At 39.2% G+C, this 24,290-nt stretch carries 19 protein-coding genes; 6 read left to right on the top strand and 13 right to left on the bottom strand.

All coding sequences use genetic code 11. From position 1 onward, the window contains the following. Positions 1–405: 405 nt before the first annotated feature. Positions 406–1,755: a 3-deoxy-7-phosphoheptulonate synthase class II gene (locus tag L3V41_RS07820; protein WP_054563102.1), complete on the top strand. Its 1,350-nt coding sequence runs from the start codon at positions 406–408 to the stop codon at positions 1,753–1,755. A gap of 75 nt (positions 1,756–1,830) precedes the next feature. On the opposite strand, the gene L3V41_RS07815 is transcribed toward L3V41_RS07820, so the two are convergent. Further along, positions 1,831–2,640 (bottom strand): pyruvate, water dikinase regulatory protein, encoded by an 810-nt coding sequence (locus L3V41_RS07815; protein WP_062567870.1) that lies wholly within the window; start codon positions 2,638–2,640, stop codon positions 1,831–1,833. A 153-nt stretch (positions 2,641–2,793) separates the two neighbouring features. Here L3V41_RS07815 and ppsA point away from each other — a divergent pair, with 153 nt between their 5' ends. Further along, positions 2,794–5,169 carry a phosphoenolpyruvate synthase gene (gene ppsA / locus L3V41_RS07810; protein ID WP_237127494.1) on the top strand — a complete coding sequence of 792 codons (2,376 nt, stop codon included), beginning with the start codon at positions 2,794–2,796 and terminating at the stop codon, positions 5,167–5,169. A 94-nt stretch (positions 5,170–5,263) separates the two neighbouring features. Here ppsA and L3V41_RS07805 read toward each other — a convergent pair whose 3' ends face one another. Then, entirely contained in the window at positions 5,264–5,473 is a 210-nt protein-coding gene (locus L3V41_RS07805; RefSeq protein WP_237127493.1) for a PGPGW domain-containing protein, read from the bottom strand. A gap of 147 nt (positions 5,474–5,620) precedes the next feature. Between L3V41_RS07805 and L3V41_RS07800 the strand changes: the two genes are divergently transcribed. Continuing rightward, positions 5,621–8,665, top strand: coding sequence for an FAD-binding and (Fe-S)-binding domain-containing protein (locus L3V41_RS07800; RefSeq protein WP_237127492.1), 3,045 nt, complete (start codon positions 5,621–5,623; stop codon positions 8,663–8,665). Between the two features lie 50 nt (positions 8,666–8,715). On the opposite strand, the gene L3V41_RS07795 is transcribed toward L3V41_RS07800, so the two are convergent. Both L3V41_RS07795 and L3V41_RS07790 read right to left on the bottom strand, forming a co-directional pair. Then, positions 8,716–9,906, bottom strand: a complete 1,191-nt coding sequence (locus tag L3V41_RS07795; RefSeq protein WP_237127491.1) for a cation:proton antiporter — start codon at positions 9,904–9,906, stop codon at positions 8,716–8,718. Next, positions 9,906–11,117 carry a tyrosine-type recombinase/integrase gene (locus tag L3V41_RS07790; protein WP_062567875.1) on the bottom strand — a complete coding sequence of 404 codons (1,212 nt, stop codon included), beginning with the start codon at positions 11,115–11,117 and terminating at the stop codon, positions 9,906–9,908. The genes L3V41_RS07795 and L3V41_RS07790 overlap by 1 nt, the downstream gene beginning before the upstream one ends. A 137-nt stretch (positions 11,118–11,254) precedes the next feature. Between L3V41_RS07790 and L3V41_RS07785 the strand changes: the two genes are divergently transcribed. Continuing rightward, complete coding sequence (locus L3V41_RS07785) at positions 11,255–11,818, top strand: YSC84-related protein (protein ID WP_237127490.1); 564 nt, start codon at positions 11,255–11,257, stop codon at positions 11,816–11,818. Positions 11,819–12,192: 374 nt separating this feature from the next. On the opposite strand, the gene L3V41_RS07780 is transcribed toward L3V41_RS07785, so the two are convergent. From L3V41_RS07780 to L3V41_RS07760, 5 genes are all read right to left on the bottom strand, one after another. Further along, positions 12,193–13,242 carry a patatin-like phospholipase family protein gene (locus tag L3V41_RS07780; RefSeq protein ID WP_237127489.1) on the bottom strand — a complete coding sequence of 350 codons (1,050 nt, stop codon included), beginning with the start codon at positions 13,240–13,242 and terminating at the stop codon, positions 12,193–12,195. A gap of 27 nt (positions 13,243–13,269) precedes the next feature. Further along, positions 13,270–14,679 (bottom strand): alanine/glycine:cation symporter family protein, encoded by a 1,410-nt coding sequence (locus tag L3V41_RS07775; protein WP_237127488.1) that lies wholly within the window; start codon positions 14,677–14,679, stop codon positions 13,270–13,272. A 119-nt stretch (positions 14,680–14,798) separates the two neighbouring features. Then, positions 14,799–15,755 carry a patatin family protein gene (locus L3V41_RS07770; protein ID WP_237115568.1) on the bottom strand — a complete coding sequence of 319 codons (957 nt, stop codon included), beginning with the start codon at positions 15,753–15,755 and terminating at the stop codon, positions 14,799–14,801. 174 nt (positions 15,756–15,929) lie between these two features. Next, the gene (locus tag L3V41_RS07765) at positions 15,930–16,925 is read right to left on the bottom strand and encodes an LLM class flavin-dependent oxidoreductase (RefSeq protein ID WP_237115569.1); all 996 of its coding nucleotides are present in this window, start codon (positions 16,923–16,925) and stop codon (positions 15,930–15,932) included. Positions 16,926–16,992: 67 nt separating this feature from the next. Next, on the bottom strand, positions 16,993–17,769 hold the full coding sequence (locus L3V41_RS07760) for a siderophore-interacting protein (RefSeq protein ID WP_237127487.1): 777 nt from the start codon (positions 17,767–17,769) through the stop codon (positions 16,993–16,995). Between the two features lie 102 nt (positions 17,770–17,871). On the opposite strand from L3V41_RS07760, the gene L3V41_RS07755 reads away from it, so the two are divergent. After that, entirely contained in the window at positions 17,872–18,297 is a 426-nt protein-coding gene (locus tag L3V41_RS07755; RefSeq protein ID WP_062567895.1) for a MarR family winged helix-turn-helix transcriptional regulator, read from the top strand. A gap of 13 nt (positions 18,298–18,310) precedes the next feature. On the opposite strand, the gene ybaK is transcribed toward L3V41_RS07755, so the two are convergent. From ybaK to dnaK, 3 genes are all read right to left on the bottom strand, one after another. Then, entirely contained in the window at positions 18,311–18,772 is a 462-nt protein-coding gene (gene ybaK / locus L3V41_RS07750) for a Cys-tRNA(Pro) deacylase (protein ID WP_062567896.1), read from the bottom strand. Between the two features lie 454 nt (positions 18,773–19,226). Continuing rightward, positions 19,227–20,363 carry a molecular chaperone DnaJ gene (dnaJ, locus tag L3V41_RS07745; protein WP_062567898.1) on the bottom strand — a complete coding sequence of 379 codons (1,137 nt, stop codon included), beginning with the start codon at positions 20,361–20,363 and terminating at the stop codon, positions 19,227–19,229. Between the two features lie 179 nt (positions 20,364–20,542). Beyond that, the gene (gene dnaK, locus L3V41_RS07740; RefSeq protein ID WP_062567899.1) at positions 20,543–22,462 is read right to left on the bottom strand and encodes a molecular chaperone DnaK; all 1,920 of its coding nucleotides are present in this window, start codon (positions 22,460–22,462) and stop codon (positions 20,543–20,545) included. A gap of 238 nt (positions 22,463–22,700) precedes the next feature. Here dnaK and L3V41_RS07735 point away from each other — a divergent pair, with 238 nt between their 5' ends. Beyond that, positions 22,701–23,501: a thioesterase family protein gene (locus L3V41_RS07735; RefSeq protein WP_237115572.1), complete on the top strand. Its 801-nt coding sequence runs from the start codon at positions 22,701–22,703 to the stop codon at positions 23,499–23,501. Here L3V41_RS07735 and L3V41_RS07730 read toward each other — a convergent pair. Continuing rightward, complete coding sequence (locus L3V41_RS07730; RefSeq protein ID WP_237115573.1) at positions 23,490–24,266, bottom strand: transporter substrate-binding domain-containing protein; 777 nt, start codon at positions 24,264–24,266, stop codon at positions 23,490–23,492. The two genes, L3V41_RS07735 and L3V41_RS07730, sit on opposite strands and share 12 nt — an antisense overlap. Positions 24,267–24,290: the final 24 nt, after the last annotated feature.

The following is a 24,290-nucleotide window of genomic DNA, read 5'->3' as shown; positions in this document are numbered from 1 at the left end:
AAAGTCTAACCTTTTGCATTGATTATTTAAAGTAATATTTACTCAAATGTTGACCTTACTAATGTACAAAATGAAGTATGATGTGTTCTTTATGATAGATGTAGCACATTATTTTTATTTTTCAATATGATGTTTAAAAATGTTTTTTAGTTCTGTAAAGATGAGGGTACAGTAAAGGCGGCGTATAGTAAGATGTGTTCTTATGTGATAACTTCTATGGCTAACGTATTATGGTGAGTTAACTAACTGTTTTACAAAATATAAATAAATAGCTAAGAAACTTTCATATCTAATATATTTATCAAATAACTAAATAATTAAAAATAGCTGAATATTGTCCTTGAACTTAGTACGTGCAATAAGTTAGTTTTCGTTAACGGTCTATGTTAGGAATGAGGAAAGAACATGCAATCGTGGAACCCAGACAGCTGGAGAAAACTGCCGATACTTCAGCAGCCAGAATACCCAGATCAAGAAGCCCTTAAATCTGTCGAAGGGCAATTAAAAAGCGCACCACCTTTAGTATTTGCTGAAGAGACGCGTAGCTTATACAAACAACTAGAAGCTGTATGTGAAGGCAGAGCTTTCTTATTACAGGGTGGTGATTGTGCAGAGTCATTTAGTGATTTTAATGCAGCAAATATCCGCGATACTTTTAAAACACTTTTACAAATGGCCGTTGTTTTAACTTATGGTGGTAAGTGCCCTGTAGTTAAAATTGCGCGTATGGCTGGTCAGTACGCTAAGCCTCGCTCATCAGATTACGAAACGATAGACGGTGTTTCATTACCTTCGTACCGTGGTGATATCATCAATAATTTCGAGTTCACAGAGCAAGCACGTGTACCCGATCCACAGCGTTTGATGACGGCATATCATCACAGTGCAGCAACGCTGAATTTATTACGTGCATTCGCGCAAGGTGGTTTAGCCGACCTACACCAAGTAAACCGTTGGAACATGGGTTTTGTAGCTGCAAATCCACTTAAAGAGAAATACCAGCAGTTAGCCGATAGAATTCAAGATGCCCTTGAGTTCATGGAAGTGTGTGGTATTGACTCAACAGTGGCACCAAGTTTAAAAGAAACCGACTTATTTACGTCACATGAAGCGTTACTATTAGGCTACGAAGAAGCACTAACACGTCGTGACCATTTATCAGGTGACTGGTACGATTGTTCTGCACACTTTGTTTGGATTGGTGAGCGTACACGTCAGCTTGATCACGCACACATCGAATTCTTTAAAGGGATTAAAAACCCAATCGGTGTAAAAGTTGGCCCAGGTATGGACCCAGATGAGCTAATCAAACTTATCGATGCCGTGAACCCAGATAACATTCCAGGTCGCTTAACGTTAATTACCCGAATGGGTGCAGATGTACTACCTGAGAAACTACCGGCACTAGTACGTAAAGTACAACAAGAAGGCCGTAAAGTTATTTGGAGCTCAGATCCAATGCATGGCAATACAGAAAAAGCGAGCTCAGGTTATAAAACACGTAGCTTTAATAATATTCTTCGTGAAATTAGTCAGTTCTTCGCTGTACATAAGGCTGAGGGTTCATATCCAGGTGGTGTTCACCTTGAGATGACAGGCCAGCATGTAACTGAATGTACGGGTGGTGCTTATGGTTTATCTGATGAAGATTTAGCGCAGCGTTACCGCACACAGTGCGACCCACGTTTAAATGCAGATCAAGTTTTAGAACTTGGTTTCTTAGTTGCTGATTTATTAAAAGATGCACGTAAGTAACACTAAGAGTAACACTAAGTTATCCAAAAAAGGCTGCACATTGCAGCCTTTTTTAATGTCCGATACTAAAATAAGTTAGTACTTACGTCTTTCAAGGCCAGTATCAGATATAATCTTTGCAGAAATTTCTTCAACTGAATGATGAGTCGAATTTAAAAATTGAATTTTTTGCTTTTTATAAAGCATTTCTACTTCACGCACTTCAATTCGACACTGTTTTAAAGAGGCATATTTAGAATTCGCCATACGGCGCTGGCGAATATCGGCAAGGCGAACAGGGTCAATTGTTAAACCAAATAGTTTATGTTTATAAGCCTTTAGACATTCAGGCAGGGTGCCTCTTTCTAAATCATCTTCAGTTAACGGGTAATTAGCTGCTTTAATACCATATTGCAAGGCTAAGTATAAACTCGTTGGTGTTTTACCGCTTCGGCTAACGCCCACTAAAATGATGTCTGCTTCAGCGTAGTTTTTAATATTAGCGCCATCATCATTGGTCAACGCATAGTTAACTGCATCAATTCTAAAATCATAGCTCTTTTCATGCATGGAGTGAGTTCTATGGACTTTTGGTACCGGCGCAACTTTTAACTCTTGAGAAATTTTATCGCTATACTGCGATAAAAAGTCATAACATACAGCACATGACGATTTAATAATTTCACTCAGCTCATGATTTACAAATGTAAAAAATACTAGAGGCTGCTCACCATCTCGCTGCGCTGTCGAATTTATAAGATCTTTAATCTCATTTGCTTTTTTTTCTGTTTCTACAAATGGGATAGTTTTGTGGTTGAAGTCAACTGGAAACATAGACAATGTTGCGTGGCCAAATACTTCAGAGGTGATCGCTGTTCCGTCAGAAATATAGAATGCAGTTCTCATAATTAACCTTTTTATTACCTTTATCTGCAAAATAGGGGGTTCACGGTTTACGTGAGGTCTGTTGCCAGTGTAGAATGAAGCCGACCTTTTTAGAAGGTTTTCTTTCTTAACTCTCACAGTTAGTACTACAATTTGTTTTATGGAGAAAGATCCGTGCAAGAATACGTTCTCTGGTATCAAGAGCTTGGTATGCAAGATGTTCCACGTGTTGGCGGTAAAAACGCTTCACTGGGTGAAATGATCTCAAACCTAGCTAACGCTGGTGTTCAAGTGCCAGGTGGTTTCGCTACAACCGCTGATGCATTCAACGAGTTCCTTGAACAATCAGGGCTAAACTCAAAAATCCACGATATTTTAGACACACTGGATGTGGATGATGTAAATACACTCGCTAAAGTCGGTGCACAAATCCGCCAATGGATTATCGATACACCGTTCCAACCTAACCTAGACCAAGCCATCCGCGACTCATATAGCCAATTACATGGCGACGCATCACAAGATGTTTCATTTGCAGTTCGCTCGTCTGCTACAGCAGAAGACATGCCAGACGCTTCATTCGCAGGACAACAAGAAACGTTTTTGAACGTACGTGGTATAGATTCAGTAATGACTGCAATCAAACACGTGTTTGCCTCACTATTTAATGACCGCGCAATTTCTTACCGTGTTCACCAAGGTTATGACCACCGTGGTGTAGCCTTATCAGCTGGTATCCAACGTATGGTTCGTTCAGATAAAGCAGCTTCAGGTGTTATGTTCAGTATTGATACTGAATCTGGCTTTGAAGATGTTGTATTTGTAACTTCAAGCTATGGTCTTGGGGAAATGGTTGTACAGGGTGCTGTAAACCCAGATGAATTTTATGTTCACAAACCAACTCTTGCTAACGGTAAACCAGCAGTAGTTCGCCGTAATATCGGTTCGAAAGCAATCCAAATGATTTACTCTGCGGATGAATCACATGGTAAGCAAGTCGAAATTGTTGATGTAGATTCATCACTTTCAAACAAATTCTCAATCACAGATGCTGAAGTTCAAGAACTTGCAAAGCAAGCTGTGATCATCGAAAAGCACTACGGTCGTCCAATGGACATCGAGTGGGCAAAAGACGGTAACGACGGTAAACTTTACATCGTTCAAGCCCGCCCAGAAACAGTTCGCTCGAACGAAGACGCGAACGTAATGGAGCGCTTCCAATTAAACGGTACAAGTTCTGTTGTAGTAGAAGGTCGTGCAATCGGTCATAAAATTGGCTCAGGTACAGTTCGTGTACTAGATTCAATTGATGAAATGGACAAAGTACAACAAGGTGACATTCTTGTTACTGACATGACTGACCCTGATTGGGAACCTATCATGAAACGTGCAGCTGCGATTGTTACAAACCGTGGTGGCCGAACTTGTCATGCAGCAATCATTGCTCGCGAATTAGGTATTCCTGCCGTTGTTGGTTGTGGTAATGCAACTGATTTAATTAAAGCGGGGCAAGATGTAACAGTATCATGTGCCGAAGGCGACACAGGTTATATCTACGAAGGTATTTTAGATTACGAAGTACTTACTTCGCGCGTTGATGAAATGCCTGAATTACCAATGAAAGTTATGATGAACGTGGGTAACCCTGATCGTGCATTTGACTTTGCACGCTTACCACATGCTGGTGTTGGTTTAGCGCGTGTTGAATTCGTAATCAACCGTATGATTGGTGTTCACCCTAAAGCACTTCTTAACTTTGATGCACAATCAGACGAGCTTAAAGCTGAAATCTCAGAAATGATGGCAGGTTATGAATCACCTGTAGAATTCTATATTTCTAAGCTTGTTGAAGGTATTGCAACACTTGGTTGTGCATTTGCACCTGAGCGTGTAATTGTTCGTATGTCTGACTTCAAGTCAAACGAATATGCAAACCTTGTTGGCGGCCAGCAATATGAGCCGGAAGAAGAAAATCCAATGATTGGTTTCCGTGGTGCAGCACGTTATATCTCTGAAGATTTCCGCGACTGTTTCGCGTTAGAGTGTGAAGCAATTAAACGCGTTCGCAACGAAATGGGTATGACTAATATCGAAATTATGATCCCATTTGTTCGTACACTTGAAGAAGGTAAGCGCGTTATTGAATTACTTGAAGAACATGGCCTTAAACGTGGCGAAAATGGTCTTAAAGTGATCATGATGTGTGAATTACCATCAAACGCGTTACTAGCGGATGAGTTCTTAGAGTATTTCGATGGTTTCTCTATCGGTTCTAACGACTTAACTCAGTTAACATTAGGTCTTGACCGTGATTCAGGTCTGATTGCTCATCTATTTGATGAACGTAACCCAGCAATCAAGAAACTATTATCAATGGCTATTCAAACAGCTAAAGCCAAAGGCAAATACGTAGGTATTTGTGGTCAAGGTCCTTCAGATCATGAAGACTTTGCAGCTTGGTTAGTTGAGCAGGGTATTGATTCTGTTTCTCTTAATCCTGACACCGTATTAGAAACGTGGCTATACCTTGCTAAGAAATTAGCAGACTAAGCGCTTTATTTGTCTAAATTAAAGTATCTAATATAAAAAATGCCAGCATCCAGCTGGCATTTTTGTTACTTCTAAGGGCATGTTGACCTTTAATTCAACGAGCAAGTTTTTTATCAATATAAGCACATGACTTAGCCAGTGCCTTTTGACACAGGGTTAAATAATCACGCGCTTTAGGATAGTAAAAAGATAAACAGAAAAGCCCAGCAATAAAGAAGATCAACGATGGGCCAGGTATAATCACAAACACTAAACCCAATAACATACACAAGGCACCTAAACTGATTAATGCAAATTTTTTCATATGGCTATCTCATTTGCCGCTTTAATACACAGTATAAAAGTATTACACCCGAAATCGATAAAAAGAGTGTTACAAACTGTAAAATCTTCAATTTATCTTAGCTATTAGCATGATATAATTTGTAAAATGCCTTAATTTATCACCGTCATGATAGCAACAATAAGTCAACAACAAGCCGCCACAGAACTCGTCTCTAATTTCTTAGAGACTATTAAAAATCAAGGGTTTAGTGGTGATACCGATACAAGCTTTTCAACACGTTTAAGTTTATCGACTGATAACAGCGTATACCAACAAGTTCCACAAGGTGTCATCTTCCCTAAGTCAGCAAAAGACATACAACTGGCTATGCAAATTGCTTCACGTGATCCGTTTTTATCACTGACATTTGGTCCACGCGGGGGTGGTACAGGTACTAACGGACAATCGCTAACCCCTGGAATAGTTGTTGATTTATCTCGCTATATGCGTGAAATCTTAGAAATCAATGTAGAAGAAAACTGGGTGCGCGTTCAAACTGGTGTAATAAAAGACCAATTAAATGACTTTTTACGTCCTTACGGTTTTTTCTTTGCACCTGATCTATCAACTAGTAACCGAGCAACAATTGGCGGAATGGTAAATACAGATGCATCGGGTCAGGGATCTTTAGTTTATGGAAAAACCAGTGATCATGTTTTAGGTCTTACAACTTACCTTGTTGACGGCACTGAAATGTCAACGACTCCCATACCTTTAGAAAAAGCTAAGGTAATTGCTGAACAAAACACGACAGTGGGTAAGTTATATAAAACAGTTATCGATATTGGCCTTGAGAACCGTGATGCTATTTTAGAAAAATTCCCGCGTTTAAACCGTTTTCTTACCGGCTACGATTTAGAACATATTTTTTCTGATGATTTACAAACCTTTGATATGAGTCGATTAATTACTGGCTCAGAAGGTTCTTTAGGTATAGTTACTGAAGCAAAACTTAACATTACACCCATTGCTGAGTTCAAGACTTTAATCAATATTAAATATGATAGCTTTGATTCTGCTCTTCGTCATTCACCATTCTTAGTCGCAGCAAATGCGACTTCTGTAGAAACAGTCGACAGTAAAGTACTTAACCTTGCTCGAGAAGATATTATTTGGCACTCAGTATCGGACTTAATAACCGATGTTGAAAACAAAGATATGCAAGGCCTCAACATGGTTGAGTTTAATGCGGTTTCACCAGAAGACATAAAGGATAAAGTAGATACTCTATGTAAGTTACTTGATGAGTGTGTTAAAAAACAAACGAATGGTGTCATTGGTTATCAGTTAACTAATGACAAAGCTGATATTTTAAAAATTTATGCAATGCGTAAAAAGTCTGTGGGTCTTTTAGGCAATGTAAAAGGCAGCCAAAAACCGTTAGCTTTTGCCGAAGATACTGCAGTTCCTCCAGAAAACTTAGCAGATTTTATTGTTGAGTTTCGTGAACTTCTCGATAAACACAATCTTCAATATGGTATGTTCGGCCATGTTGATGCTGGCGTATTACATGTTCGACCTGCTCTTGATATGTGTGACCCTGAACAAGAAAAATTACTTCGTCATATTTCAGATGAGGTCGTTAAATTGACTGCCAAATATGGTGGTTTAATGTGGGGGGAGCATGGCAAAGGGTACCGTAGTGAATATGGCCCTGAATTTTTCGGCGAACATCTATTTACACAATTAAGAAAAATTAAAGCGGCTTTTGATCCAAATAACCGAGTAAACCCTGGTAAAATCTGTACTCCACTCGAAAGTAAAGACTCACTAGTTTCTGTTGACGATCAAAAACGAGCTTGGTTCGATAAAGAAATTTCTATCAATGTTAAAACAGAATTTAATAACGCTATGACCTGTAACGGTAATGGCCTGTGTTTTAACTATGACGAAACATCACCAATGTGCCCATCTTATAAAGTTACTGGTGACCGCCGTTATTCGCCAAAAGGGCGCGCAAGTTTAATGCGTGAATGGCTACGACTTCAAGAGTCAGAAAATATTGATTTGCTCAATGTTGAAAAGGAATTGATCAATGGCGAAGTGATCACTTGGTGGGAACGCTATCAACATAGTCGTGATAAGCAAAAGGGCGTTTATGATTTCTCCCACGAAGTGAAAGAATCTATGGACGAATGTTTAGCTTGTAAAGCATGTACCACTGCATGCCCAATCAAAGTGGATGTGCCAACATTTCGTTCAAGGTTTTTAAATTTCTATCACAGTTATTATGCACGACCTGTAAAAGATTACTTAGTGGCAGGCATCGAGCAAACTGCACCTGTCATGGCAAAATTTGCTAAAGTTTTGAATCCAATAGTAAACACTAAAATTGTTTCAGGTTTAATTAAAAATACCATTGGTTATGTTGATACGCCAACTTTGAGCGTCCCGCAACTTTCTAAACGTATTTCAAAAAGTCAGCAATTCAATTTTGAATTACTTAATTCGCTTTCAAAAGAAGAGCAAGCCGAGTATGTTCTGATAGTACAAGATCCATTTACTAGTTTTTACGAAGCCGAATTAGTCGAAAGCTTTATCAAAGTCATTAAAGCGTTAGGCAAAAAACCAATGCTATTACCGTTTAAACCAAATGGTAAAGCACAGCATGTAAAAGGCTTTTTAAATGAATTTAAAACGACAGCAAAAAATGCAGCTGAGTTTTTAAATTCACTTTCTGAAATCAACGCACCACTAGTTGGGCTCGATGCATCCTTGGTTATGTGTTACCGAGATGAATATGTATCGATTTTAAAAGATGACCGTGGCGATTTTAAAGTTGAACTTGCACATGAATGGCTTCAAAGCCAAAACTTTAAACAGGTTTCACTTGCCACTAAAAACGATTCACCATTTAAATTGTTAAGTCATTGTACTGAAACAACAGCCATGCCAAATGCATCTAAAGTTTGGCAATCTATTTTTGCTGATCTAAATTTACAACTAGACACTACCAGTACGGGTTGTTGTGGTATGGCAGGAACGTATGGCCACGAAAAACAAAACCAAGAAAATTCACGCGCTCTTTATGAAATGAGTTGGCAACCAATTATTTCTAATAATGAGCCTGAAACTATTTTAGCAACTGGGTTTTCTTGTCGTAGCCAAGTAAAACGCTATGAAAAGTTTAAACCAAAACACCCACTGCAATTAATTGCAGAGCTACTTTAAAAATTAAAGTGTTATTAAATTCATAAAAAATAAAGGCGCTTAACGCGCCTTTATTTTTGGTAACTTTTTGCAATGGGCTTGGTACTCATGCCATGAATAAAAACACTAAATAAAATTGTTGTTAAGGTTACTGTAGCAATTTGCTCTTTGTTCACAATATCTGTGTCCATCACCATTAAAGTGAAAACGATAGACGCTAAACCTCGTGGACCAAACCAAGCAAAAGTAAATTTCTCTTTGAGATTTAAATTAGTGAATAGAAGTGAAAGTAACACGGGCAGAATTCTAAAAATCGTCACGCTTAATAGCGCATAAAAAACAATTGGCCAAGTAATGTCATTCACAATTAAGTGACCACAAACAAAGCCAAATAAACACCAGATTAATAGTGCAACAAATTCCGCGATATGTTCTGAGTCGTTGACTAATGTTGAACGAATTTTTCTAGGAGCTAAGTAATCAAATAATAGTCCCGCTACAAAAACGGCAATAAAACCACTACCATGAAAATTTTGTGTCAAAGAGAAAATAGCCATTACTAAACCAATCAATAAAAATGGACTGCTATTATTTGCAAAATAATGACGTGCTAATGCAATTTTTAAAAGTGGAATAAACACTGCTATCGACACACCAGCAATAAAAAGTGCAACACCCAACTCTCTTGCAAAAACGAGTAGGGTATCAACGGTAGTTACCGCACTTTCTGGATTTTGAGCTAATAAAAGTAAAACTAAAAAAATGGGTACGCAAAGGCCATCATTCAAACCACTTTCTGTATTTATCCCTTCGCGAACTTTTTCTGGTACCGACGTAGATTCCAAAATACCTTTACTAAGGGCAGCATCAGTCGGCGTTAAAATAATAGCAATCAAAGCAGATTGAAAAAGTGATAACTCAGAAAAGAAAAACAACGCACCTGCAACACCTAACAGTAATGTCATTGGCAAAGCGACAAAGAGTAACAGGCTAGGGTACTGATAACTATGTTTTAATACTGTCAGTTTTGATTTTGCTGCATCGGTAAATAAAAAAATACTTAGAGTTAATTCAACTAAAGGTAAAATTTCACTAAGCCCTGCTTCGCCTAATTTGAACTCACTTGGTAAAAAGTAAGACATTGCAATTCCAACCAACACAAAAAACATTGGCCCGGTTATTTCTGTTCGTTCTAACTGACGAATTGTCAGTGAGTAAAATAACAAAGCTAAACCAACTAATGTGAGTATGGTATATTCCATTAAACTTTCCTTTTAATTCCAGACTTTGCGCGTTCTTTTATATTTGTTTGAATATAAATTTGATCAGTCGTAGCAATTTTTGCATGACCTAAATCTTCCGATAAGTGTTTAAGCGGTCTTGTTTGGGCATCATGAGTTGCACCTGTATGCCTTAACCAGTGAGCAGTTGCCGCTTCAAGTTGTTCCGCATCGTCTTTAAAACCATCATCTAATAATGATTGTTTTGCTAAATCAAAACTTTGCTGTACTAACCGACGAATTTGTCGAACAGTCATGCCACCTTTTCCACGAATTTTGTGTACTAATGGTTCGGCCTCATCAACACGGGGGAGGGCAGGTAAGCCTCGGTATAATCTGTAACGTTTGAGGTAAGTGATAAAATCTTCACTTAAAGTTACATCACGTAATTTGTTACCTTTACCCATAATTCTTAAAAACCAAAAGCCATCATTATCTTGCCAAAAATGTGACATAACCGGCGACCACTGTGGTCTTTCAGATAACTCAGAAATACGTAAATACAAACCTTTCAAACAAGCTAGTGTAAATAAATTTCTTTCTAAATCAGGCTGCTGATCACATAGGTCACGCGTTACACCAAATACATACTCCCATTGAATATCACTGAGTGTATCGGGGATTTTAATTTGCGATTGTACAACTAAGTAAGGACTATTCTTTTTGACAACCGGCACAAAATTAGCAAACGTTTTTTCTTCTAAAATAGCAAACTTATAAAACACATTTAATGCTGTAAACATAGCTGCTAAAGTTTGTTGGCTTGCTATATTTTCTTTATTAATGAAAGGGCGCCAATTAGTATTTAGTTTTCTAATACCTTGTTCATCTTTATAACGCCATTGTACTGAGTTCGATAACCACGCTGAATCTGGTTCAACCATAAAATCAACATAGGCTTCAATATCGTCACGCTTTAGATCAAAAACCGATTTTTCAGCAATCAACCATGCCCATAAACAGAATCGTTCAAGTTCATTTCGAAAGCGATTAAATGTTGCTTCTGATTTTCGCCCATACACATACAAAAATTGATATAGAAAAGTTAAGTCTTTTCTTGATTCAGCAACAGTCAATCCAACTTGATGTATAAAGTAATCAAGTTCAGGATATTCTGTAGCAAGAGTATCATCTTCAAGATGGGCAATTTGGTAGCGCAGTTGTTTAAGTGTATCGACGAGAGCAACGAGCATAATGATTAAATATCTTGTAAAATAACAAGTTATAAGACTAACACAAAGTCCGATACTGTCTAGTATTGGACTTTAAATATTTTTTATTAGTCTATATTTATCCTAACCATTGCCATACAAATATTCGAGGAATATGTATGAAAAAGTTTATTACTCTAAGTTTCATTTTAGTCACAACCATCCTTACAGGTTGTGCTACTACAGGTAGTGCATCTCCCGATGAGAAACGTGCTCTAGTACAAAGCATGAAAAATAATACATTAAGTGAGCTTTACGCACAAAAGCCTGATGTAAAACAACAAATTGCTAACTCAGCTGGTTATGCCGTTTTTGATAATGCCAATGTAAATGTTGTTTTAGCTAGCTTTGGTGGCGGCTATGGTGTAGTTAAAAATAATCTGACAGGTAAATCAACTTACATGAACATGGGTGAAGCTGGTTTAGGCTTAGGTTTAGGCGTTAAAGACTTTAATGTTGTCATGGTTTTTCATAACCAAGCCGCAGTAAATCGCTTTATTGAACACGGTTGGGCATTCGGCGGTAACGCTGATGCTGCAGCTAAATATGAAGAAAAAGGTGGTGCTTTAGTTGCGGAAGCAATTGCAGACCAAGTTACGGTTTATTCTTTAACCGAAAATGGACTTGCACTACAAGCAGTATTAAAAGGCACGAAATTCTGGGTAGATTCTGAGCTAAATTAACCTTTTAAAAACCCTTCTAAAAGTGGGCTAGTTAGCAACTTAACTCCCACTTTTAATTATTCTCACTAATTTAACATAACGTAATTTATGGGCTATCTGCGATACCGCAAAGGCGGGTCGCTAGTTAACAAATCAAGTTACCAAGTACCATACTAGTTTTCTGAAAACCTAATTAATATTACCCGTTTTAGTTACTAACTGCATTCGTTTTACGTTACTTGATTAACGAGGTTTTTTAAAATGGATCAATTTAGACACTGCGTTTTCACCCCCGCCAAAATGAATAAATATGCAAACCAACATTAAGTTTGACTAATATTAATACTCTATCACTATAAATATATGAAAGAAGGAGCAGTTTCAAAAAGAGACTCTTAAGTAATATTTTTTATCATTAATGGCTTTTTATGCATGCAAATTTCATCAAAAGTATTAGCAAGTCGCTCAGTTTCATCAAGCACTTGTTGCCAATATTTAATCCGTGTATCAGCATCAAGCTCAGTAAAGTCTTTACGATCAGGGATTTTTCCATAAGGTAGTGAATCAACAAATTCGGCTGATGGAGTAATCATCACCACGTTATCATAGTTACTCGGGGTTATACCGCGCTTTAAGCTTTTATCAAACCACCCTGCTTTAGGCTTGTTATTAAAATGCGGATATAAAATAAGTCCGTCATTATGAATAGTTAGGTCAAAGTGATAATCGATGATACCACCATCACGATATATACCAGGCGGTGTTCCTATTATATTTTTAATGCCTTGCATAACTAACGGGATTGACCCCGAAGCAAGTAAAGCATCGGCTAAATTATCTTCGCTGAGTTCAATAGTATGGGTATTGAAAGTATTGTTATCTGAAAACGATAACTGACTATCCGCCGCTTGAAACACATAACGCTCGTATTGCTTACTTAACAAACGCCTATTCATTCTATTGACTAAGTAGCTTTTAGATAAACCCATTAACTGCATCACTTTGTTTTCTGATGCTGTAAAACCATTCGATTTTGCAACTATAAAGTGGGCTTTAAAAATAGGGTTATGAATGATTTCATGAATACCATCTTCAGCAAATACATAACGTAATAACTCACGAGCTTTTGTAGTTATTTCTTCGGGTTTTGCTTTATTTGATGAGTATCGTGTTTCAGAGTATGACTTTGCTAATCGAGATATTGCAGCAACAGGGTCATTTTGTGCAAAACAGGCAGATCTAAATGCACCAGCGCTTGATCCTAATAAGTTTAAAGGCGTGCTACGGTCTTTAAAAAATTCACCAAATAGATATTTATCCAAACCAAATAATGTAAACCATTTGGGTCCGCCACTTGCCCCTAAAAAGGTATTAAACAAATCGGCAGACAGACCTTGCTCTTGAATTACTTTTGCAGCAGTTGGCCCAGCGTAAATATCTATCATGGTTACTTTTCTCGTTGTTGTTTTAGATTACTTTCGCCAAATACCTTGCTCTGTTTGACCTTGAACCTGTACTTTTTCAGAATCAAAAATGGGTTCTTGGCCTGCATCACGTTGACTATGGTAGTCTTTTGTCACAGATAAGATGGTTGGCGTTAAGCGTATGATAGCGATAACGTTCACCACTGTCATTAAACCTAATGCAATGTCGGCAAGATCCCACACTTGTTTAATGGTGGCCGATGCGCCCCAAATCATCATTGATAAATATAAACAGATATAAATACCACGGCCGAGTTTATTATCTAGTTTAAATAAATGAAGGTTACTTTCTGCATAGGCATAATTTGCAACCACAGAAGTAAAGGCAAATAAACAAATTGCAGCTGCTACAAAGTAAATGCCACCAGCGGCCATATGTGCTGTCATAGCAGATTGAGTTAAGCGTATTCCTTCCATTTCACCACTAATATCAATATCAGCTAATAAAATAATCACCGCAGTACAACTACACAGCACAATGGTATCGAAAAACACCCCAAGCATTTGAATGTATCCTTGAGTGACCGGATGATTAGGTACTGGTGAAGCACAGCCTGATGCATGGGGCACACTACCCGCTCCGGCTTCATTGGAATAGAGCCCTCGCTGAATACCATTTTTAATTGCTGCGCCCATAGCCCCTGCACCGGCTTCTTGTAAGCCAAAGGCTGAAAGTAAAATATCTTCGATCATTGAGGGCACTTTACCGATATTCAGTAAGGTAATAATTATTGCAGCGAGTACAAATAAAATGCCCATGACAGGCACAATACGTTCAGCAAAGCGGGCGATTGCTTTAAAGCCACCTAAAATAATAGAGCCTGCCAGTATTGTGATCACAATACCTGAATACAAAGTTGGAATTTCAAATGCGTAATTGAGGGCATCGGTAATGGTATTTGTTTGCATGGCACTAAACGTAAACCCATAACCAAGAAACAAGCAAAAGGCAAAACATATCGCAAGTGCTCTGCTGCCTAATCCTTGCTGAATATAATAAGCAGGCCCGCCTCTAAACTCGCCGTTGGCATCCCTGACTTTATAGACTTGCCCAAGTACGCTTTCGGCAAAGCCAGTAGCCATGCCAAGAATGGCAATCACCCACATCCAAAATATTGCACCGCTGCCACCTAACGAAATAGCAACGGCAACCCCTGCAAGATTACCTGTTCCAACACGGGCTGAAAGACCAGTACATAAAGCTTGAAATGAGCTAATTGAGTTTTTGTCTGTATTACTACTCGACTTTAATAAGCTAAACATATGGCGAAACTTAACCAACTGAATCGCTTTTAGCCTTACCGAAAACCAGATTCCGGCAAACAGAAGAATATAAATAAGAATTTGGCCCTCTCCCCAAAGAAGACCATTGATTGTTGATACAGCGGTGTTAAACATGGCAGCCTTTATTGTTCTTATTAATAAAAAATCACAAAAAGTGAATAGCTAACCACTTTAACTTTATTTACAGATATCTCAAGTAGGCAGTGAGATTAATTAACCAAGTATGCTCTCTACTAATTTAGCAATTGTTGTTGTAGAAATGCACGGCCTGCTGCTAAACCTAATTTATGATCATAACGAAGGTCTGAATCTGTACTACCTAGTAGCTTACTGCGTAGTTTATCGCCTGCAAAAATTTGTGTGATACGGGCATCATTTGGCGGCTTTGCAATAAAATCAAGCTCATCTTGATATGCTTGTTCGTGCTGAACAAGGTAATCAAATGTTTTGGGGCAATAGCCTGATACGCGAACGAGTGTCTTTAGCTTATTAACCCATTCAGATTGCACTTGAAAGTTTTCATCAACAGTACGAATAACCACAATATCGCGGGCACCACGATTATAGGCTTCTTTCACGGGTAAAGGTGCAGCTAGGCCACCATCTAAATACATATCATGCACTAAATCAGTATTAGAGCTTTGAATAATGGCATCATTTGCGGCTTTGGTTGTTAACCAAGGAGTTAAGTTAACACCATCTTTATATAAAAAAGGTAATGCGCTTGATGCTTTTAGTAGGGCCAACCATTGCATGTCTTCACCATTTGGACTCAAGTAATAGGGTTTACGGTCAGCGGCATTAGTCGTTGTGATCAACAGCTCGCGATTACCTAGGCTTTGTGTTGCTGTTTTAAAATCTAAGGCACGGTTTACTTCTTTGGTTTTGTCAAAATACCAATCAAGATCGACAATGCTTTTACCAAACAGCCCGCGGCCAAGTTGAAAAAAACGTTTATGACGAGAAAGCCCTCTGATCAAACGTTTTGCGTAGCCTTTTTGACGCGCTAAATAACTTGTTAAGTTTTGTGAGCCTGCTGATGTGCCGATGAATAAATCGAATGGGTCATAATTATTTTCTAACCACGCATCGAGTACACCTGCGGTAAAAATCCCTCGTTGCCCACCACCCTCAGCGATTAATGCTGTTTTTGTTTGTGGTTCTACTGCGGCAATTTTTTGAGATTTCACGGTGCACCTTCCTAGGGTAATGGTTAATAAATGTATTGTATAAAGTTAAATTCAATCCTTAAAACGGAATAATTAAATTGATTCAATCTATAAAACCGTTTACAAAATGAGTGCTAGGACTTAAGTAATGCGCATAAAATTCATTACACGCATTCACTATTTGGCCAATCCGTATTAGTGCATGATACTTGCTAATAACTCCAGCGCATGTTGCCTGTCACTCAATTCATACAGGTCATTTGTAAAGATAAACTCATCAACCTGTAGCGTTTGTTTAATCATACTCAGCTTATGCTTAACACTCGCTTGATCACCGACAACTGAAAGCCCTAAAAAGTTTTCAACTTGCATTTTTTCTTGTGCTGTCCATAACCCTTCCATAGTTTGAACAGGTTCTTTAAGCCAAAGTGGTTTGCCGCGCATAAGTGCTAAAATACGTTGTTTTGCGGTGGTTGCTAAAAACTGTGCTTGTTCGTCAGTATCAGCTGCAACAACCGGTAAGCCAAGCATAACGTATGGCTTATCTAACACCTTCGATGGTTGAAACTCTCTGCGATACAAAGCTATGGCATCTTCAACAAAGCGCGGTGCAAAATGACCTGCAAATGCATATGGCAACCCTTTTTTAGCTGCAAGCCCAGCACTATAAAGGCTTGAGCCCAGTAACCAGATAGGGACATTGGTGTTTTCACCTGGAATTGCGCGTACAGGAGAATCACCTTTATATGGGCCAAGTAAACCTTGAAGTTCAGTTACTTCATCATTGAAGTGCTCAGCGCGTTGTTCGTCACGACGTAAGGCACGGCTGGTAATTGGGTCACTACCTGGGGCACGGCCTAGACCTAAATCAATGCGACCTGGGTATAAACTTTCTAGGGTACCAAATTGCTCAGCAACAACCAGCGGTGGGTGGTTAGGTAACATCACCCCACCCGCACCTACGCGAATATTCTGAGTTTTTCCTGCGATGTGACCTATCAATACTGAGGTTGCAGCACAAACGATACCACGCATATTGTGGTGCTCTGCCATCCAAAACCGATTAAAACCAAGTTTGTCGGCTGTTTGTGCATAACTAACACTATTAGCTAGTGTTTGCGAAACTGTTTCGTGCTCTTTCATTGGGCTCAGTTCAAGCAATGAAAAAGGCGTGTTGGTAAGGTCTGACATTCACTCTCCAAAATCTAACTCTTTATAGTTAGTTAATGAGAGCGAACGGCTATTTTTCAAATGCTAATTAGGCACGGCTTTGTTGCTGTTTTTCCACCTTTAGGCCATCAGCATCAATTCCACGTTTCCAATAGGCCGATGCAACAATGTTGTGTTCACGGTCAATTTCAAAACTACTTGTCACTAAACGGCGAATTGCCTTAACCAAGTTTGCTTCTAATGCCATAAACACCATAGGTTGCGTGTTATAACCTGCACATAAGCGTGTTACTTGGTCGAGCAGATCGGTTTCTGGCTCATCTGTAACTAACCATTCAACACTATGTTGGGTGTGTGCTTTAATTTGCTCAAGCTCAATGATATCTGCTTTATCAGCTACATGAATAATGGCATCGACAGTGGCATCTTGTGGAAAGGCTTGTAAATAACCATTGATTGCATTTACAGAGGTTAAGTCTGCCAGCATTAAATAATGTGTTTGCGTAAAATCAGTGAGTTTTTTAAGCCCTGGGCCTGCAATACCTACCTCGTCGCCTACTACCGCACTTTGTGCCCAGTTGGTTCCAACACCCTGATGTTGGTTAACCACAAAGTCGAGAGTAATGGCACCGTTCACAGGGTTAATATCGCGGATAGTATAAGAGCGCATTAATGCAGGGTGTTCAGCGTGTAAATCAAGTTCAACCTTAGATTCACCGGCATGCGGGAATAAGACCTTTACATACGCACCTTTTGCATCTTGAGGGAAATCTGCAAACTCGTCTGAGCCAACGACAATTCTTTGTAGATGCGGGGAAATACGTGTAGTACTTAATACGTTTGCACAACGAACTTTTCTAGCCATGTTAGTCTCCTAGCTGGTTAAATTGCACAACGCCCCAATAGTTGATATAGTCAACTATACGCTTTTAATTGACTTTGTCAACTAATTACAACTAGGTGGACCATGCCACAAACCTCTCTTTCTTCTGCTTTATTTACACTGGCACAAAGTTACCGTGTTACTGTACGTGAAGCAATAAATGCCAATGAGCTTGGCCTTAACGCATTGCATGTACGCTGCTTGCACATTATTGCTGAAACACAGCACTGCACTGCGAACGATATTGTTGCCAAAACGGGGCGTGATAAAGCGCAAATAGCACGCTTGGTAAAAGAGCTTATAAAGCTAGAATTGGTGTCTAAATGTGCCGACAAAAATGATAAGCGCTGCTTGATTTTGTCGTTTACTGAGCAAGGTAAAACCCTGTTTTCACGCTTACAAATTGCAGAGAAACAGGTTGATTCCAAGCTTTGTGAAGGATTAACTGAAACACAAATAACTGAATTCATATCAACAGCGACAACAATGATCAACAATATTAAAAACTAGATTAAATTATTACTTAAAAATTTGCGTATTGACCTCGCGTTAAAGTCATAAGATCTTTTGGATTTAAGGCAATCTCTAACCCACGTTTACCTGCGGATACATAAATGCTTTCAAAGCTTTTTGCACTAGTGTGAATATAGGTTTTTAGTTGTTTTTTTTGTCCAAGCGGGCTTACTCCACCCAGAATGTAGCCAGTTGATTTTTCAACAGCCTGTTGCGGAGCCATCTCTATTTTTTTTACTCCCGCAAACTTAGCTAACATTTTTAGGTTAAGCTGCTGGCTCACAGGCACCACGGCAACGAATAGGTTCTGAGTATTGTCTTCGACAACTAAGGTTTTAAAAACCTGTGCTGCGGGTAAATTTAATTTCTCAACGGCTTCTAGTCCAAACTGCTTTTGATTTGGCTCATGCTCATAAGAAAGCACATCAAATTTAATTCCTTTTTTCTTCAACAAGTTGATTGCTGGTGTCATTAATTCTAGTCCAAAAGTTACTCTGTAATCATTTTGTTCAACATAACATAAAATTCTTAATAAAGAACGAATCGTACTAGGGTATGAATTTTATAATCAACTAGACTAATAGAACCAATCGTTTTAGGACAATTGTCATGTTGAAATCACATACTCTGTATTGGTTAAAGCAAATATTCATTCTTTTAACTTTTTTCTTCGCTATTAACTTTGTGTGCAATGAATATATACGATGGAATGCTTTTGTAGATTGTCAGAATAAATGTCAGTTACTCGGAATTGAAAAAGGCAGAATACAAAAAACTCAATATGATGACGACGTAACACTTTGCAGATGCTTAGCTAATAGCGACTACTACGTGGTTCTAAATTGAATATTTTAAACTACTAGATTAATTTTTTAGTAATAAAAAAGGCGCTTATCAGTAAGCGCCTTTTTATTAACTAACCAAATTTATTTAGTTAAATCATCAAAAAACTTCTTCACACCGTCAAAGAAACCTTTCTCTTTAGGGCGGTTTTTCGAACCATCTTTCCCCATGCTTTGCTCAAGCTCTTCAAGCAACTCACGTTGACGATCGTTTAGGTTAACAGGCGTTTCAATGACCACTTTACAAATCAAGTCGCCTTGCGCACCACTGCGAACCGATTTCACACCCTTACCGCGCATACGGAACATTTTGCCCGTTTGGCTTTCTGAAGGGATCTTAAGTTTTGCTCGACCATCCAGTGTGGGGACTTCAATTTCGCCACCTAATGCAGCGGTGGTGAAACCAATAGGGACTTCACAATAAAGGTTATTACCATCACGTTGGAAAATTGGGTGTTCACGAACAGAGACCTGAACATACAAATCACCTGCAGGGGCACCATGCATACCTGCTTCACCTTCACCAGATAAACGAATACGGTCGCCCGTATCTACACCCGCAGGGATCTTAACAGATAAAGTTTTGGTTTTTTCTACGCGACCTTGACCATGACAGCTGTCGCATGGATCAGAAATAATCTGACCTGTGCCCTGACAAGTTGGACACGTTTGCTGCACAGCAAAGAAGCCTTGACGCATTTGAACTTGACCAGCACCATGACAGGTAGTACAGGTTTTTGGTTTAGAGCCCGCTTTTGCACCGCTGCCATCACATGGTTTACAGCTAACCCAAGTTGGCACTTTAATCTCTACATCTTTACCACGAACTGCCTCTTCAAGGCTTAGGTCCATGTTGTAACGTAGGTCAGCACCACGTTGTTGGCGAGATTGACGGCGGCCACCGCCACCAAAAATATCACCAAACACGTCGCCAAAAATATCACCAAAGTCACCGTGACCGCCACCAAAGCCACCATGACCGCCACCGCCATTTTGATCAAAGGCGGCGTGACCGTATTGATCATACATTTGACGTTTTTGCGGATCAGTCAGTACTTCGTAAGCTTCTTTTACTTCTTTGAACTTTGATTCAAGTTCTTTATCGCCCGCGGTACGGTCTGGATGATATTTCATCGCTAAGCGCTTATACGCTTTTTTGATGTCTCGTTCGCTTGCATCTTTGCTTACGCCGAGAACTTCATAATAATCGCTTTTTGACATATGTATCACACTACTCTTTTTAATGCAGTTTTACTGCATGAGGGCAAACAGAGTTTACCATCTATATACATGCAAAAGGCGCGTCAAGCGAATTCGCTGGCGCGCCTCAATGATTCATCCTAACTTAAATAGCACAACAAAGCAGCTAGTTTTAAATTAGGCAGAAGCGTTACGAGCAATTACTTGTCGTCTTTCACTTCTTCGAACTCTGCATCAACAACGTCATCATCTTGCTTAGTAGATGATTGTTGCTCACCAGCATCTGCACCGCCTTGCTGTTGCGCTTTAGCTTGTGCAATTTCCATTAGCTTTTGTGATTTTTCAGCAAGAGCTTGAGTTTTCGCTTCAATCTCTTCTTTATTATCACCTTTGATCGCCGTTTCTAGCTCTGTAAGCGCAGCTTCGATTGCTTCTTTATCTTCAGCTGGTAACGCGTCACCTGCTTCTTCGATTTGCTTACGTGTACCGTGAACCATTGCATCAGCTTGGTTACGAGTCGCTACTAGCTCTTCGAATTTTTTATCTTCTTCAGCATGTGCTTCAGCATCACGAACCATTTTCTCTACTTCATCATCGCTTAGACCTGAAGAAGCTTGGATTGTGATCTTCTGCTCTTTACCTGTATCTTTGTCTTTTGCAGATACATGTAAGATACCATCAGCATCAACATCAAAAGTTACTTCGATTTGAGGTGTACCACGTTGTGCTGGGCGGATACCTTCTAGGTTAAATTGACCTAGAGATTTATTATCGCTTGCACGCTTACGCTCACCTTGTAGTACGTGAATCGTTACCGCTGATTGATTGTCTTCCGCTGTTGAGAAAACTTGCGATTTCTTAGTAGGAATCGTGGTGTTTTTCTCAATTAGAGCTGTCATTACTTGACCCATAGTCTCGATACCTAGCGATAACGGAGATACGTCAAGTAGTAGTACGTCTTTAACGTCACCAGCTAGTACGCCACCTTGAATCGCTGCACCTACTGCAACTGCTTCATCTGGGTTAACATCTTTACGTGGGTCTTTTCCAAAGAACTCAGCAACTGTTTTTTGTACTAAAGGCATACGTGTTTGACCACCAACAAGGATGATGTCATTTACGTCGTTTACTGATAAATCAGCATCAGCTAGTGCGCGCTTAAGTGGCTCAATTGACTTAGTGACTAAGTCTTCAACAAGTGACTCAAGTTTTGCACGAGTAACTTTAACGTTCATGTGCTTAGGACCTGTTGCGTCAGCAGTCACGTACGGTAAGTTAACTTCTGTTTGCTGTGCAGAAGAAAGTTCAATCTTCGCTTTTTCAGCCGCTTCTTTAACACGTTGCATCGCAAGTGGATCAGTTTTAAGGTCGATACCTTGGTCTTTCTTGAACTCTTCAACTAAGTAGTTGATAACACGGTTATCGAAATCTTCACCACCTAAGTGAGTGTCACCGTTAGTTGCTAGAACTTCAAATGTGTGCTCGCCTTCAACTTCGTCAATCTCGATGATAGAGATATCGAAAGTACCACCACCTAAGTCGTATACCGCAACAACGTTTTCACCTTTATTTTTGTCCATGCCATATGCAAGAGCAGCGGCAGTTGGCTCATTGATGATACGTTTAACTTCGAGACCCGCGATACGACCAGCATCTTTAGTTGCTTGACGTTGTGAATCGTTAAAGTATGCCGGTACAGTGATTACTGCTTCAGTAACCGCTTCACCTAGGAAGTCTTCTGCTGTTTTCTTCATTTTTTTCAGCACTTCTGCTGAAATTTGTGGTGCAGCACGTTTCTCGCCACGTGCTTCAACCCATGCATCACCGTTATCAGCTTTTACAATTTTAAAAGGCATGATACCGATATCGCGTTGTACTTCTTCGTCTTCAAAACGACGACCAATTAGACGCTTGATTGCAAATAATGTGTTAGTTGGGTTAGTTACTGCTTGGCGTTTTGCAGGTTGACCAACTAATGTTTCACCGTCTTGCGTGTATGCAATGATCGATGGTGTTGTGCGATCGCCTTCCGCGTTTTCGATAACGCGTGCTTTATCACCGTCTAGTACTGCTACACAAGAGTTAGTAGTACCTAAATCGATTCCAATAATTCTACCCATGAATCTTCTCCAACTTCAAAATTCGTTAAAACGTTCGATGACTAGTAAATAGGGGTGCAACAAACTGAATTCAACTATTAAAATGAAAAAAATTTACTTTTTTTTGAAATATTTTCCAAATGGGCATTTTTTCCTCAAAAAGAGGTGTTTTCTTAGCTTCATTGCAGGGAAGCAAACTGGTCTGATCACTTTTGCTATGCTATAACCAATAATATAATAATAAATGTTAAGGAAAGTTATGCATTTTGAACAATTACTCGCCAAAGCGAGTGAACTAGGCTGCGACAAAACAAAAGTAATGCAGTTCCCAGAAAACTGGTGTCAGGGTCGTACAGCCTTTGGCGGGTTATCAGCCGCTTTATTATATCAAGCGATGCGTCAACATATTAATAGCTCTCGTCGCTTACTGTCTTTAAGTACTAACTTTGTAGGACCTTTAATTGCTGATACTGATTTTTCCATTGATGTTGAAGTTTTACGCGAAGGTAAAAACAGCGCACAAGTACTTGCTCGAATAATCCAAGATGGTGATGTCTGTATTATTACTCAAGCCTGTTTTGGTGCTAAGCGCCAATCCACTGTACGTGTTGATGTAACTAAAACTATGCAGCTTAAACCTGTCGATGAGCGTTTTGCCCTGCCTTACAAAGAAGGAGAAATGCCTGCATTTTTTCAACATATAGCACTGTGCTTACAAGACGGTAATATGCCGTTTTCTGCTGCTGACACCTCGCATTTAAGTGGCTGGATGAAATTAAAACATACACCCGAGCAAATGAATGAGGCACAAATCATTGCCCTTGCTGATGCTTGGCCACCAACCCTATTACAAATGTATAAGCAACCTGCACCAGCAAGTAGTATGTCATGGTACCTTGAATTTGTTGAGGAACCGAACATCGCGCATGATGCGTGGATTGGTTATGAGGCAATCACTCACCACAGTAAAGATGGTTATGGCCTAGAAGATGGTTGTATTTGGAGTCAGGACGGAAAACTCATAGCGCTAAGTCGCCAAACAGTTGCTTTATTTGCGTGATTCAGGACGGAGTAACTGCGCATATTCAGTGCCATCTAGGCGGATAATTGCTTGATATTCGCCTGATGCAATAATCTTATCTAAACCAAGATTAAAGCTATCTTTAAGTGCTTTGTTAGAAAAGTATGCCGGTCTTGGGGCTTCTTTAAATATAGGGTGAACAACAAAAGGAAGCACCTTGTTGGATTGTTTATACTTTTCTAAGTAAAAGAGAAATACGCGTCGATCCATTATTATAACATCAACCCACCCCTTCATTAGATGATCGACTTGTGCCTGTTGGTTTACTACTTCATCATAGGAAGCCAAGTTTTCTGTTACCGACTTAAACGGTTGCTCGATAAAATTAACAGCATTTTGAAATGCTAAGACACTCTTACCTGCAAGATCAAAAATTGATTTAATAATAAATTCGTTGCTAGCCAAACTAAGAGCTACATTCTGATACATAACAAGCGGCTCGCTTTTATGGATCCCCGCTATTGCCATCGGAGGAAAGTTAAGAACAATATCAACCTTACCTTGCAATAACAGCTGCTCAGCGCGTTTGTTAGACATATAATGTATATCGAGTTCAGTAATACCTTGTGCTTGTAATGCTGCTTTTAGAATCTCAATTTGAATACCGCTGTTCGATTGTTTAACAATGTAAGGAGGTAAAAATGAGCTTGCTGCGACAATAATCTGCTTTTCATGGCTCTGTTGAGAGACACTCTCAGTTGTAAAACAGAACAAAAATAACAAAAGTATTAACGTACGGCTCACTTTCCACCTTAAAGTTTTAGTTTA

This window comes from Pseudoalteromonas sp. L21 (genome assembly GCF_021728035.1).
GTDB lineage: Bacteria > Pseudomonadota > Gammaproteobacteria > Enterobacterales > Alteromonadaceae > Pseudoalteromonas > Pseudoalteromonas arabiensis.
Note: the sequence above shows the minus strand (reverse complement) of the source record. Positions and strands in the feature narration are given on the sequence as shown.

Excerpts from the sequence above, each read along its gene's own strand:
- L3V41_RS07755 (WP_062567895.1), top strand. The coding sequence starts at position 17,872 with ATGCCACAAACCTCTCTTTCTTCTGCTTTATTTACACTGGCACAAAGT.
- L3V41_RS07805 (WP_237127493.1), bottom strand. The coding sequence starts at position 5,473 with ATGAAAAAATTTGCATTAATCAGTTTAGGTGCCTTGTGTATGTTATTG.
- L3V41_RS07815 (WP_062567870.1), bottom strand. The coding sequence starts at position 2,640 with ATGAGAACTGCATTCTATATTTCTGACGGAACAGCGATCACCTCTGAA.
- L3V41_RS07760 (WP_237127487.1), bottom strand. The coding sequence starts at position 17,769 with ATGGCTAGAAAAGTTCGTTGTGCAAACGTATTAAGTACTACACGTATT.
- L3V41_RS07790 (WP_062567875.1), bottom strand. The coding sequence starts at position 11,117 with ATGCTCGTTGCTCTCGTCGATACACTTAAACAACTGCGCTACCAAATT.
- L3V41_RS07765 (WP_237115569.1), bottom strand. The coding sequence starts at position 16,925 with ATGTCAGACCTTACCAACACGCCTTTTTCATTGCTTGAACTGAGCCCA.
- dnaJ (WP_062567898.1), bottom strand. The coding sequence starts at position 20,363 with ATGTCAAAAAGCGATTATTATGAAGTTCTCGGCGTAAGCAAAGATGCA.
- L3V41_RS07775 (WP_237127488.1), bottom strand. The coding sequence starts at position 14,679 with ATGTTTAACACCGCTGTATCAACAATCAATGGTCTTCTTTGGGGAGAG.
- L3V41_RS07785 (WP_237127490.1), top strand. The coding sequence starts at position 11,255 with ATGAAAAAGTTTATTACTCTAAGTTTCATTTTAGTCACAACCATCCTT.
- L3V41_RS07795 (WP_237127491.1), bottom strand. The coding sequence starts at position 9,906 with ATGGAATATACCATACTCACATTAGTTGGTTTAGCTTTGTTATTTTAC.
- ybaK (WP_062567896.1), bottom strand. The coding sequence starts at position 18,772 with ATGACACCAGCAATCAACTTGTTGAAGAAAAAAGGAATTAAATTTGAT.
- L3V41_RS07800 (WP_237127492.1), top strand. The coding sequence starts at position 5,621 with ATGATAGCAACAATAAGTCAACAACAAGCCGCCACAGAACTCGTCTCT.
- L3V41_RS07780 (WP_237127489.1), bottom strand. The coding sequence starts at position 13,242 with ATGATAGATATTTACGCTGGGCCAACTGCTGCAAAAGTAATTCAAGAG.
- dnaK (WP_062567899.1), bottom strand. The coding sequence starts at position 22,462 with ATGGGTAGAATTATTGGAATCGATTTAGGTACTACTAACTCTTGTGTA.
- L3V41_RS07735 (WP_237115572.1), top strand. The coding sequence starts at position 22,701 with ATGCATTTTGAACAATTACTCGCCAAAGCGAGTGAACTAGGCTGCGAC.
- L3V41_RS07820 (WP_054563102.1), top strand. The coding sequence starts at position 406 with ATGCAATCGTGGAACCCAGACAGCTGGAGAAAACTGCCGATACTTCAG.